A 14,956-nucleotide genomic window follows, 5' to 3' on the forward strand; every position below is an offset into this window, starting at 1 on the left:
GCCCCCAGCCCCGCCACGACGAGACCCCCAGCAGGTACCCGCGCCCAACGGCGCCGGGAACCAGAACCAGCAGTGGCCAATCGGCCCCATGTCCGGCGAACCACCCCTGACACTGTTCCGCGGCAAAGAACTCCGCGAACTACCAGTAGGCAGCGAACTGGACCGTTTCGGCGGCCCAAACGGAAACCTGACCTACGCGGCCGGAACACCATTCGAGGAGCGCTCCCTGGTCCCCGAGTGGGTCCAGCGCCCCTACCACGTATACCGAGTACAGCGAAAGCTCGACGCCCTGGCCGGAGTAGCAATCCCCTGGTTCAACCAGCCCGGCGGCGGAGCCGCCTACCTCCTACCAGCATCAGTAGAAGAACTACTCGCCGAAGGCGACCTAATAGAACTAGACCCCGGCGAACCCCCAATAGACTAAAACCACCCCAAAACAAACAACAAAAACCCAACCCCAGCAGTCCGCCCCAACCACAGCGTCTCCCCGAGCCCTGCGAGGGGAGACTTCACCGCCGCGCGCCCTCTTTCAGGGCCGCCAGGCCCTCCCAACTCGCGACGGCAGGTCGCCCCCGAAGAGCAAACCGCACTTACGTACGGTGCCAGGGGCGACCTGGCGGCGCGAGTTTGTGAGCGCGCTGGCCAAAAAACACAGGCTTCTAACCCCACCTCAGGACGCAACCAGACTTGCCCCTGAAGGCCACCATGACGGCGTTTAACGCCGTCATGGTGGCCTTCAGGGACCACCAAAACCCCTAACGAACCACCAGGCCATGAGCGGCCGCGTAGGCCACCGCGGTCTCGGGGTCCACCTGAGCGCCGCGAAGGTTGGCCTGGACCAAGGCGTTGGCGTCGAGAATCGCGCCTCGGAGGTCCGCGCCGTTGAGGATCGCGCCTTGGAGGCGGGCTCCGGTCAGGTCGGTTTTGCGGAGGTCCGCGCCGGTGAGGTCGGCCTCGGTCAGGTTGGCCTCGCGCAGGCGCAGGCCTGAAAGGTCGAGCTTCAGCAGGCGGGCCCGGCTCAGCGCGGCCAGCGAAAGGTCGCATTCGACGAGGCGGATGCCCTGGAGACGACAGTCCACAAAGGAGGAACCCAGCAGGGAGCAGGAGTTCCATTTGGTGCTCGTCAGGACTGTGCGGTCGAAGGTGCACGAGCGGAATGCCGAGGCCTCGTGCCAGGACGCATCGAAGTCGGTCCTGGTGAAGTCGCAGTCGTCGAAGGTGCAGCCCTGGGTGCGCAGCCCGCGCAGGTCGGCCTCGGCGAAATCGCATCCGGCGAATCGCCGTTTTTCCCACCGCTGCCCGGAAAGCACCGCGTCCCGGTAGTCCTCGCCGGTCTCGATCACCCCCACAGGGTCGCACACCCGCTCAAGGGGCTTGCCAGGAGATGCGGTCGAACTGCGCCCGCAGCCGGTTGGCTCGGGCGGGGGACGACGCGCCCGCCCAGCCGATCCGGCCGAGCAGGTGGGCGCGGAAATCGGGGTGTCCCTCGCGGTTCTGTGCTTCCGGGCCGGTGCGGGCGCAGTTGTGCAGCAGCGCGCGGAGGTCGTCGTAGTTGTCGCGGGCCACGGCGGGCGACGCGTTGACGACCAGCCCCGCGACGCGCTGACGCTGGTGCGCGGCGGCGATGGACGTCTTGGCCTCGCGGACCCGGAACCCTTCGCCCCGCACGATTTCCCGGACGCCGGGCAGCAACCGGTGCAGCGGCAGGTCCGCCTCGCCGGAGAACGCCAGGTCGTCCGCGTATCGCGTGTACCGCGCGCCGAGCGCCTTCGCGAGACCGGCGAGCCTGCGGTCGAGATGGTGCGTGACCGCGTTCGCGACCGCGGGCGACGACGGCGCGCCTTGCGGCAGGTGGGTGGCGGCCAGGCTGGTGAGCAGCCGGGTCCGCACGCTGTCACGACGGCCGTCCGGCGCGTTGGCGAGCACCTCGGGCGGGGTGGCCGTGGTCAACATCCCGGCGAGAGCGGCCGCGACGGCCTCGCCGTACCCCGCCAGCAGCAGCAACGACCGCACCCGGCGGGCCGACACCGTGGGGAAGAAGCCTTCGAGGTCCATCCGGACGACGAGCTCGCGGCCCGCGTGCGGCGCCGCGCAGGTCATCGCGGACCGCCCGCGCCGGAAACCGTGCGCCGCCTCGTGCACCGGCAGCGCCTCGAGCACGTGCCTGCCGATGCGGCGCTGCAGCTCGGCCAGTCGCGGTTTCGGCCGTTCCAGCAGGCGGATCCCGCCGGTCGCGGTCGGAATCCAGCGGTAGCTGTAGTGTCGTAACGGCCCCGGAGCACGACGGTTCCAGCTCCGCGCGTCGGCGAACCAACCGAGCTCGCCCGCGGTGAGGTCCAGCGCCCGCGCGCAATCGTCGAACGTCTCCCAGCGCGCGACCTGGAAACGCCACACCGGCGGCGGGACGAAAAGCGACGCGAAGGTGACTCTTTCTCCGTTCACCCGCGCTGTCCCGCACGCGGAGCGTGCCGAGCTTGCGCGGGGCGCCGTGTCCAGCTGTCGTCTTGCGCCCCGGGGTTGCCCCGGAGTGGGTGGACCTCCACCAGGCTCACCTCCGCGTCGCCGATTTCCACTGTAGAGATCTTCGCCGCCGCGGGCCCGTCATCGGGGCAGGACGACGTCCATGCTCTGGACGTACTCCATGGCCGCGACGTACTCGGGCAGTTGCACACGACGGGTCAGCTCGTCGAGGTCCAAGTCCTCCCGGCGGGTCTGGATCCACCAGACGTTCCCGAACCGCCGACCCTCTCCAGAAAGGTGATCAGCGCGGCGGTGTCGCGCGAGATGCTGACGAGCACCACCGTAAAAAGCCGTAGAGGCCAGTTACTGACCTCTACGGCTTTACCCCGGTCGCGACTACCAGATGTAGGTCTTCCGGACGAGCTTGTCGAGCGTCCCCAGCGGCACCCAGTACGAGGGGTGGGGGTTGAACCCATGCCCGGTCGACGCGGGATCGGTCACCAGGACGTTGCCCTTGCCGTCGTACCCGTTGACCACGACCCAGTGATCGACGGCCCCGGTGTTGGTCCAGCCCGGCGGGCGGATACCGCCGCGTTCCACCACGATGTTGACCACGGCGGGGCTCTCCCGGTTGACGTCGAACACGAGGTGGTCGTGGAAGAGCCTCGCCTCGGCGGCGGTGAAGTAGCCGCCCTGGTGGGCGATGCTGACCACCTCGTAACTCGCGCTCGGCACCCAGTGGGCCAAGCCCTTCCGCACGTGATAGCGATCGGTGCCGGTGCTGCTGGACGTGCCCTCGTAAGCACCGATGGTCGCCATCGAGGGCAGCGACGCCCCACGCAGGTGAGTGGAGATCGCGATCCGCGTCGCCGCCGGGCCGCAGTTGTACTGCTGGGTCTGGTGCGCCCAGGTCACCGGCACCGTCTTCGCCGTCGCGGCCTGCGCGGAGGCGCCCCCGGCCAGCACCGTCGTCGTCGCGATCGCGGCCACCCCGGCCATGACCCCCAGCAGCCTCCGCCGCTTCATCTTTTCCGCCATTTCAGGTCCCCTCCTGATGTTTCGCCGTCCCCTTGCCAGGACGACGTCCACGCCCATTCGACCGGCAGTGCGGGCCCCGCGGCCCGGAACTGGACGGCCATGGACGGGTCTGGACGCCCAGGTCAGGGCGCGATGGGCACCAGGCAGGCGGCGAACACCCAGCCCGGATAGGGGAACCGGACCCGGATCCAGGTGTCGACCGGCGTCGCGGTGCCGCAGGTGGTGCCCAGCTCGGCCTTGACCGGATGGCAGCTCCCGACCACGACCTGGGTCAGCGAGCTGATCGTGCGGAAGTCGGTCCCGGTGCCGAAACTCGCCCGCGGCCGGACCCGGATCGGCACGCCCACCGGCGAGTACGGGCACTCACCGGCTTCGACGGGCTCGGCGGACACCGACGCCCCGGCCTGCGACGGCGGCGCGGACGTGGACGTGAGCGCCGCGACCGCGACGGCCACTCCGGCCACCAGCACGACGAGGACGCCGACCGCGAGCAACGTCCGTTTCCGCCGTCCGGCCAGGTCCGGCTCAGCGGGTCCGGCCTGGACCACCGGCTCCTCGACGTCCCCGACCGCGTCGGCCGGGTCGGCCGGGTCGGACGGACGCGCGCGGTCGTCGTAGAGCCGGTCCCAGGCGTCCGCCCAGCCGCGCATCGAGGACTCGGCGACGCCCAGCGCCCGCAGGATCGCCTCGTAGACGTTCGACGGCGGCAGGGTGCGGCCCGCGAGGTAGTTCGCGAGCGTGCTGCGCGGCACCTCACGATCATGGTGGCGCTCGACCAGCCTGGTGAGGTCCTGCACCGACAGCCGGTCTTTGCCCAGGTGTCGGCCCTCCGCCCGGCGAAGCAGCTCCAGCTCGTCCCTGAGGTCGTCCAGTGTCCGGATTCTCCCCGGGTCGGCACCGTTGTCCATGCAGTCCCCCTGCCCCTCGCGGTACTTGCCGCCAGCAGTATTCCGCCGCGACGACGGTGGCGCACCCGCCTTCACCGGGTCGTGGGGCCGATCCACCCGGACGCCGGGCCGTGCCACCCTGTACTCATGCTGCTGCTGCTCATACCGGCCGACGTGCTTCGCCCGCGCCGTCCTGACGAGCACTTCGCCTCCGAAGCAGCAGCGGCCCGCGAGGCGGGTATGGACGTCGCCCTTGTGGATCACAACGCACTGACGCGCGCAGACGGCGCTGAAGAAGCCGTCGCCAAGGTGCGGTCCGAAGGCGAAGCGGTCTATCGCGGCTGGATGCTGCGAAGCGAGCAGTACGCGGCTTTCGACGAAGCGCTTACTCGGCGGGGCGTCCGGCTACGCACCACAACCGAGCAGTACCAGCGCGCACACGAGTTGCCGGGCTGGTACGACGCGCTCGCCGCCCTCACCCCGCGATCCGCGTGGACGACCGGAGACGACCGCGCGGCCTTCGACAAGGCCTGCGGCGAGCTGGGATCCGGGCGCGCTGTGCTGCGCGACTACACGAAGTCGATGAAGCACTACTGGACCGAAGCGGCCTACCTTCCCGACCTGTCCGACGCGGACGCGGCCTGGCGGGTGGCGAGCCGGTTCCGCGAGCTGCGCGACGACGCCTTCACCGGCGGTTTCGTGGTGCGCGAGTTCGAAGAGCTGACCGCCGCCGAGGTCCGCACGTGGTGGGTCGACGGCCAGTGCCGCCTGATCGGCCCGCATCCCGACACCCCTGACGACACCCCGCCCGCCGACCTCGACCTCGGCGGACTCGCGCCGGTGATCGCGCGGCTGGGGCTGCCGTTCGTGACCGTCGACCTGGCGCTGCGCGCCGACGGCGGGTGGCGGGTCGTCGAGCTCGGGGACGGTCAAGTCAGCGACCGGCCGTCCACCCTCGCGCCCGCCGAGTTCGTCGCTCAGCTGACGGCGGCTTGACGGCCGCCACCAGCGAAAACGTCGTTCCGGCCAGGACCTCCTTGCCATTCTGATCACTGAGCGGGTATCCTCGTGTCAGAACCTGTGGAAGTTGGCGCTTAAAGCCTCCCGCAGTAATTCTGAATCAGTACCTCCCTTCGAAGGCCACCATGGCCCGAAGCGGATCCACAAGCCCCCGGCGTGGCCCACTCGGCCCGCGCTCTCCCCGCCGATGATCGACTTCCGGTGCGGCCAGGGGCTTCACCCTGGAAGGATTTCCCATGAGTACCACCACACTTCTCGCCAAAGACCCCGTCCACACCGAAACCCTGGTCGCCGTCACCGGCGTCCTCGACCTCCGCGAAACCGGCGCTTTCGTTCGTACAGCGGGATATCTGCCCAGCGCCGGTGACGCCTACGCGTCACCGCAGCTGGTCCGTCAGTACGGGCTGCGCCGCGGTGACAGCGTGACCGGGCTCGTCCGGCCACTGTCGCATGGCAGCAAGAAGGCCGCGCCCGTCGCCCGGATCGACACGATCAACGGGCTCGCGCCCGAAAAATCCCGCCACCGCCCCGAATTCGAGGATCTGGTCCCGATCCACCCGACCGAACGGCTGCGGCTCGAGACCGAGCCCGGCGTGCTGCTCACCCGGGTGGTCGACCTGGTGATGCCGGTCGGCAAGGGTCAGCGCGCGCTCATCGTCGCACCGCCCAAAGCGGGTAAAACCTCTGTCCTGCAGGCGATCGCGCACGCGATCAGCAAGAACAACCCCGAGTGCCACCTGATGCTCGTCCTCGTCGGCGAGCGCCCGGAGGAGGTCACGGACCTGCGCCGTTCGGTGCCGGGCGAGGTGATCGCCTCCACCTTCGACCGCTCCCCCGCCGACCACACCGCGATCGCGGAGCTCGCCGTCGAGCGCGCCAAACGCCTGGTCGAGCAGGGGCAGGACGTCGTGATCCTGCTGGATTCGCTCACCAGGCTCGGCCGCGCGTACAACCTGGCCGCCCCGAATTCCGGGCGAACCCTGTCCGGCGGGGTCGACTCGGCCGCGCTCCTGCCGCCCAAGCGGTTCCTCGGCGCCGCCCGCAACATCGAGAACGGCGGCTCGCTGACCATCTTCGCCACCGCGCTGGTGGAGACCGGCTCGACCGGTGACACGCTGATTTTCGAGGAATACAAGGGAACCAGCAACGCCGAGCTCAAGCTCGACCGCCGGATAGCCGGCAAGCGCATCTTCCCCGCGGTCGACATCGACCAGTCCGGCACGCGGCGCGACGAGCTGCTGCTCGGGCCGGGGGAATGGGCGGTGACGCGGGACCTGCGCCGCGGCCTCGACGCCGGGCGGGACAGCCAGCACTCGATCGAGCTCCTGCTCGACGGCCTGCGCAAGACCAGGACGAACATCGAGTTCCTCACCCAGCTCGGCAAATAGTCCCTTGTGGACAGAGCGGAAAGTCCTTTGCCCGCGCATGTCCTGGCCGTCACACTGGCGGCCATGACCGAGCAGCCGAGCGCCCGAGACTCCGGATGACGACCCTCGTCCTGCCGCCGCGACTCACCGCGTCCGCGGAATCGGTGCGCGCGGCCGCCCAGGCCCGCGGGCTGCACACCGTGCGGTTGCCCACCTTCGAAGTCCCGGGCGGCCTGAGCGCCGAACACCTGCACGCCGGCCCGAGCTTCGCCGACGTGGTCGCTCGAGTGCTGGGGATCGCCCTGCTGGAGGCACCGCCCGAGTGGCTCTCCCTGCTGCCCCGCACGTTCACCCGCCGGGAGGTCCGGCTGATGCCGGTCGAGGCCGCGTACGCGCTGCGCGGCCCGTTCTTCGGCAAGTCCCCCAACGACAAGAGCATCCGCGCGATGATCTACACCGACGGTTCACGGCTCCCCGGCCCGGACGCCGTCGAGCGTGACACGCCCCTGCTGGTGAGCGATGTGGTGCGGTTCGACGCGGAGTTCCGGCTGCACGTCCTGGACGGCGCCGTGGTCTCGTCGAGCCGCTACGCCGAAGCCGGTCAGCGCAGCCTCGGCCCCGCGAACGACGACGCGGTCGCGTTCGGCGCCGAGCTGCTCAGCGCCGCGAAGAGCACGGTGCCGAGCGCGATCGTGATCGACGTCGGTCTCGTCGACGGCAACTGGGCGGTGATCGAGGCCAACGCGGCATGGGCGAGTGGTTGCTACACAGCCGATCCGGCCGTGGTACTCGACGTCGTCCTCCGCTCGGCGCGCCCGGCGAGCACCGTCACCGAAGCCGACCGCCCGTTCGTCCGCGCGGTCGCCGAGTGAGCATATTGCCAAATCGGCAAGCAAAGTTGCGGCCCTGGCCGAACGGCACGCATGCTCGTGGCGGAGGTGATCGCGATGACTGATCAACTGAAGAACGAGTACGACGTGGTGGTGGCCGGTGGCGGCGCCGCCGGGTTGAGCGGGGCACTGATGCTCGGCAGGGCACGCCGTTCGGTGCTGGTGATCGACGCGGGCACCCCGCGCAACGCGCCCGCCGAGGCCGTGCACGGATTCCTGTCCCGAGACGGGATCAACCCGGCTGAGCTGCTCAAGACCGGCCGGGCCGAGATCGAGGGTTACGGCGGTCAGGTCGTGCCGGGGGAAGCCGTCGCCGCCGCCCGCGAAGGGGAGCGGTTCAGCGTCACCCTCGCGGACGGCAGGCAGGTCTTCGCCCGGCGCCTGCTGGTCACGACCGGGCTCGTCGACGAACTGCCCGAAGTCGCGGGGCTGCGGGAACGCTGGGGCCACGACGTGCTGCACTGCCCGTACTGCCACGGCTGGGAGGTCCGCGACCAGGCCCTCGGGGTGCTGGGCGGCGGGCCGATGGCGCTGCACCAGACCTTGCTGCTGCGTCAGTGGAGCGCCGACGTCACCCTGTTCTCGCACACGGCCGCACCGCCGTCAGGCGACGAGGCCGAACAGCTCGCGGCCAGGAGCATCAAGGTCGTGCCGGGCGAGGTGGAGTCCCTCGAGATCGTCGACGACCACCTCACCGGGGTGCGGCTGCACGACGGAACGGTCGTGGCCCGCCAAGCGCTGCTCGTCGCGACGCGCCTGATGGCGCGCTCCGCGCTCCTCACCACCCTCGGCCTGGAAACCACCGCACATCCGATGGGCGTGGGCGAGTACATCGCCTCCGACGAGGCAGGGCTGACAGCCGTGCCAGGGGTCTGGGTGGCGGGCAACGTCACCGACCTCATCGCCCAGGTCTCGGGCGCGGTCGCGGGCGGCGCGTTCGCCGGGGCGGCCATCAACGCGGACCTGATCACCGAAGACACCCGACTCGCCGTCGAAACACACCGGGAGCGCAACCATGACTGAACAATTCGGGGCACCCTACTGGGACGAGCGCTACGGTTCGCGCACCGCCGTCTGGAGCGGACGGCCCAATCCCCAGCTGGTGGCCGAAACCGCGGACCTCACCCCCGGCAAGGCTCTCGACGTCGGCTGCGGCGAAGGGGGCGACGCGCTTTGGCTCGCCTCGAACGGCTGGCAGGTCACGGGAGTGGACTTCTCCGCCGCCGGTCTGCGCCGCGCCGCGGACCAGGCCGGGCCCCTCGGCCTGGCCGAGCGGATCCAGTGGGTGCGAGCCGACCTGACGGACTGGACGCCTGCCGAGCAGTTCGACCTGATCTCCGCGCAGTTCATGCACCTGCCCGCGGCCCAGCGCGAAGCCCTGTTCGCCAGGCTGGCCGACGCCGTGACCCCCGGCGGCACGCTGCTCATCGTCGGCCATCACCCGAGTGACCTGAAGACCACGCTCGCCCGCCCCATTCCGCTCGACAGGTTCTTCACCGCCGAAGAGATAGCGGACTCCCTGGACCCCGCCCAGTGGGACGTGCTCGCCGCCGACGCCCGGCCACGGTCCACTCAGGACGGTGAGGGCCGGGAGATCACCATCAACGACGCCGTCCTGTTCGCCCGCAGGAAGACCGCCGGGTAGCGGCAGTGCTGACACGGTGCCGGACGGACGTGACAGATCCGTGCCAGAGCCGTGTGCGCGCCCTGACAGCGGCCCACGTCAGTCTGGAATGACATTCCAGAGAGGTCGGCCGGAGTCACCGGGCGGCCACGACCGGCGAGGGAGCCTCCATGAACACCCCAGTCACGATCATCGGCGCCGGACTCGGCGGGCTCACCCTGGCCCGCGTGCTGCACGTCCACGGAATCCCGGTCACGGTCTACGAGGCCGAGCCTTCCCCGATGGCGCGCAGGCAGGGCGGGATGCTCGACATCCACGACTACAACGGGCTGCTCGCCGTCGAGGCGACCGGCCTGATGGACGAGTTCCGCGGCCTCATCCTGGAGGGCCGCCAGGCGATGCGGGTCCTCGACCAGAACGGGACCGTCGTGCTCGACAAAGCCGATGACGGCACGGGTGGACGCCCCGAAGTCCAACGCGGCGAGCTGCGCCAGCTGCTGCTCGACTCGCTCCCCGCCGGAACCGTCCGGTGGGGCCACAAGGTCAGCAGCACCCGTGCCCTCGGCGAGGGCCGCCACGAGGTGACCTTCGCCGAGGGCAGCACCGTCGTCACGAGCCTGCTGGTCGGCGCCGACGGCGCGTGGTCACGGGTCCGGCCGCTGCTCACCGGCGCCACCCCCGAGTTCGTCGGCACGTCGTTCGTCGAGACCTACCTGTTCGACGCCGACACCCGCCACCCCGCCACGGCGAAAGCGGTCGGCGGCGGTTCGATGTTCGCGAACGGGCCCACGCCGGGCAAGGCGATCAACGCTCACCGGGAGAGCGGCGACACTGTGCACGCCTACGTGGAACTCGTCAAGCCGCTGGACTGGTTCGCCGCCATCGACTTCACCGATCCCGCCGCGGCCACCGCCCGGATCGCGCAGGAATTCGACGGCTGGGCCCCGGAACTCACCGCCCTGATCACCGACGCCGACGCCGCGCCGGTCCATCGCCCCCACTACGCGCTGCCGATCGGGCACCGGTGGGATCGCGCGCCGGGAGTGACCGTCGTCGGCGACGCCGCCCACCTCACGGCCCCGAACGGCGAAGGCGCCAACCTGGCCATGCTGGACGGCGCCGAACTCGGCAAGGCCCTCGCCGCACATCCCGACGACGTCGAGGCCGCCCTCACCGACTACGAGCAGGGCATGTTCACCCGCGCCGAAACCCCCATCGACAACGCCTTCCTGCTCGAAAGCGTGTTCGGCGACAACCTCCCCCAGAGCTTGATGGACCTGTTCACCGCACAGGAACAGACACCCTGAGTTCAGGCGCCCTGGGGCAGGGCGTCCTGCTATAGGAAGCGCGAGTAGCTTCTCCCCGAATGCCCAGGGTGCACCTCAGCGGAAGTCGCGGGACTTCGCGGTGATGCGCATCGGCAGGTGCTGCAGGCGGTCGGCGAGCACACTCACCACCCCGTCCGCCTTTTCGACCGTGCCGCGAACGAGCAGGGCGGCACTGGCGCGCGCGATCCGGTGGTAGCGCCGCCAAAGCCCCATCGTGCAGACGACATTGACCATCCCGGTCTCGTCCTCGAGGTTGAGGAAGGTGATCCCGCCCGCGGTGGCCGGGCGCTGGCGGTGGGTGACCGCGCCGCCGACGAGCACCCGGGTGCCGTCCTCGCAGTCCGGCAGCCGATCCGCGGGCACCACGCCCAGCGCGTCGAGCCGCTCGCGGATGAACTGGGTGGGGAAGGTGTCCGGGGACAGCCCCGTCGCCCAGACGTCGGCCGCGGCCAGATCCACCTCGTCCATCCCCGGCAGCGTGGGCGCCGCCACCGCGACCGTGCTGCCGGGGAGCTTTTCCGGACGCTCCTCGGCGACAGCGCCCGCCAGCCACAGCGCCTTGCGCCTGTCCTGCTCGAAACACCCGAACGCCCCCGCCGTGGCCAGCGCCTCCACCTGCGGGGCGGTCAGCCGCACCCGCCGGGCGAGGTCCGCCATCCCGGCGAACGCTCCTTCCCGGTCACGTTCTTCGACGATCTTCTCCGCCAGCGGCTGGCCGATCAGCCGGACCGTGGACAAGCCATTGCGCACGGCCCGCAGCTCACCACCCTCGGGTCTCGGTTCGAGGGTGGCGTGCGGCAGGCTCAGGTTGATGTCGGGGCCGAGCACGGTGACGTCGTGCCGCCGGGCATCGGCGACCAGCGACTGCGGGGAGTAGAACCCCATCGGCTGCGCGCGCAGCAACCCGGCCAGGAAGGCGTCCGGGTGGTAGTACTTGAAATGAGCGCTGGCGAACACCAGGTACGCGAAGCTCAGCGCATGGCTCTCCGGGAACCCGAAGTTGGCGAAAGCCTTGAGCTTGGTGAAGATCCGCTCCGCGAGCTCGGGCGGGACCTCGTTCGCCGCCGCCCCGTCGAGGAAACGCCGCTTCAGCTGTTCCATCTTCTTCGCGGATCTCTTGGACCCCATGGCATGTCGTAGCTGATCGGCCTCGGCCGCGGTGAAACTCGCGACGTCCAAGGAGATCTGCATCATCTGCTCCTGGAACAACGGCACACCGAGTGTCTTCTCCAGCGCGTTCTTCAGCAACGGATGATCGTGTTCCCACTGGACCTTGCCGGTCTTGCGCTGGATGTACGGGTGCACCGAACCGCCCTGGATCGGCCCCGGCCGGATCAGCGCCACCTCGACGGCGAGTTCGTAGAACTCCGACGGCCGCAGGCGCGGCAGGGTGGCGAGCTGGGCCCGGCTTTCGACCTGGAACACCCCGATCGCGTCGGCACGGGAAAGCATGCCGTAGATCTTCTCGTCCTCGAGATCCAGCTCCGCGAGGTCGACGTCGACGCCCTTGTAGTCGCGGACGAGGTCGATCATGTAGTGCAGCGCCGAAAGCATGCCCAGCCCCAGCAGGTCGAACTTGACCAGCCCGGCGGTGGCGCAGTCCTCCTTCTCCCACTGCAGGACGCTGCGGTTCGCCATCCTGGCCCACTCGACCGGGCAGTACTGGCTCACCGGTTCGTCGCAGATCACCATCCCGCCGGAGTGGATCCCGAGGTGGCGCGGGAAGTCCTCGAGCGCGAAGGCCAGCTCGACCACCTCGGGCGGGATGTCGTGGTCGTGGTCCTTCTCAGTGCTGCGCAACGCTCCCCAGCGGTCGATCTGCTTGCTCCACGCGTCCTGCTGCCCCGGCGAGAAACCCAGCGCCCGCGCCGAATCCCGGACCGCGGACCGGGCCCGGTAGGTGATCACGTTGGCGACCTGAGCGGTGCGCAGCCGCCCGTACTTCCGGTACACGTACTGGATCACCTCCTCCCGGCGATCGGATTCGATGTCGAGGTCGATGTCCGGATAGCCGTCGCGGTCGGGGGCGAGGAACCGTTCGAAGAGCAGCTTCCAGCGCACCGAGTCGACCTTGGTGATGCCGAGCGCGTAACAGACGGCCGAGTTCGCGGCCGATCCCCTTCCCTGGCAAAGGATGTCGCTCTCCCGGCAGAACCGGACGATGTCGTACACGATCAGGAAGTAGCCCGGGAAACCCAGCTGCTCGATGATCCCCAGCTCGTGCTCGATCTGGTCATACGCCTCCTTCTCGCCGTCCTTTCCCCGGTAACGCAGGGCCGCGCCCTCGTAGGTGAGCCGCTTCAGGTGGCTCACCTCGTCCTCACCCGGCGACACGTCGAACGGCGGCAGTTTCGGCTTGAGGTAACGGAGTTCGAACGCGCACTCCGTGCCGAGCAGCGCCGCCCGCTGGACCGAGCCCGGATACCGGGCGAAGATCTGCGCCATCTCCTCCCCCGAGCGCAGGAACGCCATCCCCGCCGCGGGCAGCCAGCCCTCCATCTCCTCGATCCCGCGCCGGGCCCTGATCGCGGCGACGGCGTCGGCGAGCGGCGCCCGTTCCGGCCGGGCGTAGTGCGCCGCGGTGGTCGCGACCGTCGGCAGGCCGAGGTCGGCGGCCATCCCCCACAGCAGATCGTTATGCGTACTGTCCAACGGCCTGCTGTGGTCGGTCAGCTCGACGAAGACGTTGTCCCGGCCGAACCGATCGGCGAGCGCGCGCAGGCGCTCGGCCGCGGCCGCCGGACCGCTCTCGGCCAGTGCCCTGCGGACGGCGCCCTTGCGGCACCCGGTCAGCACCACGCACTTCCCGGCGACCTCCTCGGCGACCTTGTCCAGGTCGTAGACAGGACGCCCCTTCTCCGCGCGGTGCTCCGGGTCCTCCTCGTCGTGCCCGGCCAGCTGCCCGGCGGTGATCGCCCTGCTCAGGCTGAGATAGCCCGCCTTCTCCCTGGCCAGCAGCAGCAGGTGCTCCCCGCCGGGGTCGGCCACCCCGTTCTGCGGCGCGGAAAGCCCGAAGCTCAGCTCAGTGCCGAACACCGTGCGGACACCGAGCTCCGCGGCGGCCTGCGCGAACCGCACGACCCCGTAGAAGCCGTCGTGGTCGGTGAGCGCGATCGCGTCCAGGCCGAGCCGCGCGGCCTCTTCCACCAGCTCCTCCGGATGGCTCGCCCCGTCGAGGAAACTGAAGTTGGAATGGCAGTGCAGCTCGGCGTACGGGACCCGCTCGCGGCTACCGCCGTCGTCGTCGCCACGCAGTTCGGCGAGGTCCGCGGGGCGCCGGTAGCCGTCGCGGTGCCTGGTCCAAGCGGGACTGTCGCCACCGTCCCCGACAGGCGGGCCGCCAGCCAGCGAACGGGCGAGGTCCTTCCACGGCACCGGCGGGTTGTTCCAGCCCATCGGGACTCACCACTGCTCCGGTGCGCACCTCGGCGCCGGGATCAGCGCGAAGACCGGCTCCTCGGCGTGGCGGGCGCAGGCCTGCCAGGCGTCGTCGAGCTCGTCCCGCTGGACCGGGACAGCGGGTTCCGGGTCCAGCCATCGGCGCACCATCCGCGCGTACTCTTCGTTCATCGTCAGTCGTACATCCCTTCCAGTGTCCACAAAGGATTCCCCGCACTGTGGAATCCGAGCAGCAGAGCCTCTTCCGTTTCCCCCGCAACGTTTTCGAGCAGCACCTGCAGGCGCGCCCGCGTGCCCGCGCCCGCGTCCCTCGCCGGGGAACCACCGGTCAGCCAGGGGCCTGCCCAGGCGAGCACCCGGCGAACGGGCTCACCATCCACGCCGACCCAGCCGGGCGCACTGGTGAACCGCCGCCGGGCGGTGATCCCCACCTCCCGGCGGTCCTCGTCCACGACCCGCACGGGCACCGGTTTTTCGAGCACCGTCGCGGGGGACGGCGAGGGCAGCCGCTCCGGCCACGTCGCACCGGGTGGCCCCGTCTCGGCGCGGCGGTCGCCCCAGGGCACGAGCCGCACCCGCTCGGCGGGGCCGCGGCCGCCGTCGAGCACCGCGGTGAAGACACTCTCCGGCCCGAGCAGGCCCTGCACGCGGACCAGCGCCCGCCCGGCCCGCTCCGCGGCGACCCCGTCGTCCCCCATGCCGCGGAAGCCGCCGCCGGAACCGCCGTGCCACAGGCCCAGCTGCAGCGACCGGCCCTCGACGGTCTCCTCCGGGTCCAGCCGCAGCCGGACCACCCCGGAACTCGGCCGGTCCGGCGTCCTGGCCTTCAGCCAGCCCTCGAACTGCCAGCGGACGCGGTCGGCGATTCCCTGCGGGGTCAGCGGTTCCGCGCAGCGCCACACCCGGCCGAGCTGCTCACCCCGCTCGGTGACCGCGTAGATCC

At 70.4% G+C, this 14,956-nt stretch carries 12 protein-coding genes and 2 pseudogenes; 7 read left to right on the forward strand and 7 right to left on the reverse strand.

Annotated features, from left to right (window positions below):
• The coding region (locus QMK34_RS43780; protein WP_326420743.1) for a TNT domain-containing protein at positions 1-424 on the forward strand (424 nt) is incomplete at its 5' end.
• Between the two features lie 331 nt (positions 425-755).
• Here the strand turns inward: QMK34_RS43780 and QMK34_RS43785 are convergent.
• The 4 genes from QMK34_RS43785 to QMK34_RS43800 form a co-directional block, all read right to left on the reverse strand.
• Positions 756-1,343, reverse strand: a complete 588-nt coding sequence (locus QMK34_RS43785; protein ID WP_326420744.1) for a pentapeptide repeat-containing protein — start codon at positions 1,341-1,343, stop codon at positions 756-758.
• Positions 1,344-1,365: 22 nt separating this feature from the next.
• On the reverse strand, positions 1,366-2,442 hold the full coding sequence (locus QMK34_RS43790; protein ID WP_326420745.1) for a reverse transcriptase family protein: 1,077 nt from the start codon (positions 2,440-2,442) through the stop codon (positions 1,366-1,368).
• Between the two features lie 414 nt (positions 2,443-2,856).
• Positions 2,857-3,498, reverse strand: coding sequence for a C39 family peptidase (locus tag QMK34_RS43795; RefSeq protein WP_326420746.1), 642 nt, complete (start codon positions 3,496-3,498; stop codon positions 2,857-2,859).
• Between the two features lie 122 nt (positions 3,499-3,620).
• Positions 3,621-4,523 (reverse strand): XRE family transcriptional regulator, encoded by a 903-nt coding sequence (locus tag QMK34_RS43800; protein ID WP_326420747.1) that lies wholly within the window; start codon positions 4,521-4,523, stop codon positions 3,621-3,623.
• Positions 4,524-4,532: 9 nt separating this feature from the next.
• Here QMK34_RS43800 and QMK34_RS43805 point away from each other — a divergent pair, with 9 nt between their 5' ends.
• From QMK34_RS43805 to QMK34_RS43830, 6 genes and pseudogenes are all read left to right on the forward strand, one after another.
• Entirely contained in the window at positions 4,533-5,381 is an 849-nt protein-coding gene (locus QMK34_RS43805) for an ATP-grasp domain-containing protein (RefSeq protein ID WP_326420748.1), read from the forward strand.
• Positions 5,382-5,614: 233 nt separating this feature from the next.
• Positions 5,615-6,793, forward strand: a pseudogene (gene rho, locus QMK34_RS43810) (transcription termination factor Rho); the annotation flags it as partial.
• 95 nt (positions 6,794-6,888) lie between these two features.
• Positions 6,889-7,644, forward strand: a complete 756-nt coding sequence (locus QMK34_RS43815) for an ATP-grasp domain-containing protein (RefSeq protein WP_326420749.1) — start codon at positions 6,889-6,891, stop codon at positions 7,642-7,644.
• Between the two features lie 75 nt (positions 7,645-7,719).
• Positions 7,720-8,685, forward strand: coding sequence for an NAD(P)/FAD-dependent oxidoreductase (locus tag QMK34_RS43820; protein ID WP_326420750.1), 966 nt, complete (start codon positions 7,720-7,722; stop codon positions 8,683-8,685).
• Positions 8,678-9,307: an SAM-dependent methyltransferase gene (locus QMK34_RS43825; protein WP_326420751.1), complete on the forward strand. Its 630-nt coding sequence runs from the start codon at positions 8,678-8,680 to the stop codon at positions 9,305-9,307. The genes QMK34_RS43820 and QMK34_RS43825 overlap by 8 nt, the downstream gene beginning before the upstream one ends.
• A 149-nt stretch (positions 9,308-9,456) precedes the next feature.
• The gene (locus QMK34_RS43830; RefSeq protein WP_326420752.1) at positions 9,457-10,593 is read left to right on the forward strand and encodes an FAD-dependent oxidoreductase; all 1,137 of its coding nucleotides are present in this window, start codon (positions 9,457-9,459) and stop codon (positions 10,591-10,593) included.
• Positions 10,594-10,668: 75 nt separating this feature from the next.
• Here QMK34_RS43830 and QMK34_RS43835 read toward each other — a convergent pair whose 3' ends face one another.
• The 3 genes and pseudogenes from QMK34_RS43835 to QMK34_RS43845 form a co-directional block, all read right to left on the reverse strand.
• Positions 10,669-14,010, reverse strand: a complete 3,342-nt coding sequence (locus QMK34_RS43835; protein WP_326420753.1) for an error-prone DNA polymerase — start codon at positions 14,008-14,010, stop codon at positions 10,669-10,671.
• A gap of 6 nt (positions 14,011-14,016) precedes the next feature.
• The gene (locus tag QMK34_RS43840; RefSeq protein ID WP_326420754.1) at positions 14,017-14,184 is read right to left on the reverse strand and encodes a hypothetical protein; all 168 of its coding nucleotides are present in this window, start codon (positions 14,182-14,184) and stop codon (positions 14,017-14,019) included.
• 2 nt (positions 14,185-14,186) lie between these two features.
• A pseudogene (locus QMK34_RS43845) lies at positions 14,187-14,956 on the reverse strand (DNA polymerase Y family protein); the annotation flags it as partial.

The organism is Amycolatopsis sp. H20-H5, from assembly GCF_035828755.1.
In the GTDB taxonomy this organism is placed as follows: Bacteria; Actinomycetota; Actinomycetes; order Mycobacteriales; family Pseudonocardiaceae; genus Amycolatopsis.

Excerpts from the sequence above, each read along its gene's own strand:
- QMK34_RS43795 (WP_326420746.1), bottom strand. The coding sequence starts at position 3,498 with ATGGCGGAAAAGATGAAGCGGCGGAGGCTGCTGGGGGTCATGGCCGGG.
- QMK34_RS43805 (WP_326420748.1), top strand. The coding sequence starts at position 4,533 with ATGCTGCTGCTGCTCATACCGGCCGACGTGCTTCGCCCGCGCCGTCCT.
- QMK34_RS43815 (WP_326420749.1), top strand. The coding sequence starts at position 6,889 with ATGACGACCCTCGTCCTGCCGCCGCGACTCACCGCGTCCGCGGAATCG.
- QMK34_RS43820 (WP_326420750.1), top strand. The coding sequence starts at position 7,720 with ATGACTGATCAACTGAAGAACGAGTACGACGTGGTGGTGGCCGGTGGC.
- QMK34_RS43825 (WP_326420751.1), top strand. The coding sequence starts at position 8,678 with ATGACTGAACAATTCGGGGCACCCTACTGGGACGAGCGCTACGGTTCG.
- QMK34_RS43830 (WP_326420752.1), top strand. The coding sequence starts at position 9,457 with ATGAACACCCCAGTCACGATCATCGGCGCCGGACTCGGCGGGCTCACC.
- QMK34_RS43835 (WP_326420753.1), bottom strand. The coding sequence starts at position 14,010 with ATGGGCTGGAACAACCCGCCGGTGCCGTGGAAGGACCTCGCCCGTTCG.
- QMK34_RS43840 (WP_326420754.1), bottom strand. The coding sequence starts at position 14,184 with ATGAACGAAGAGTACGCGCGGATGGTGCGCCGATGGCTGGACCCGGAA.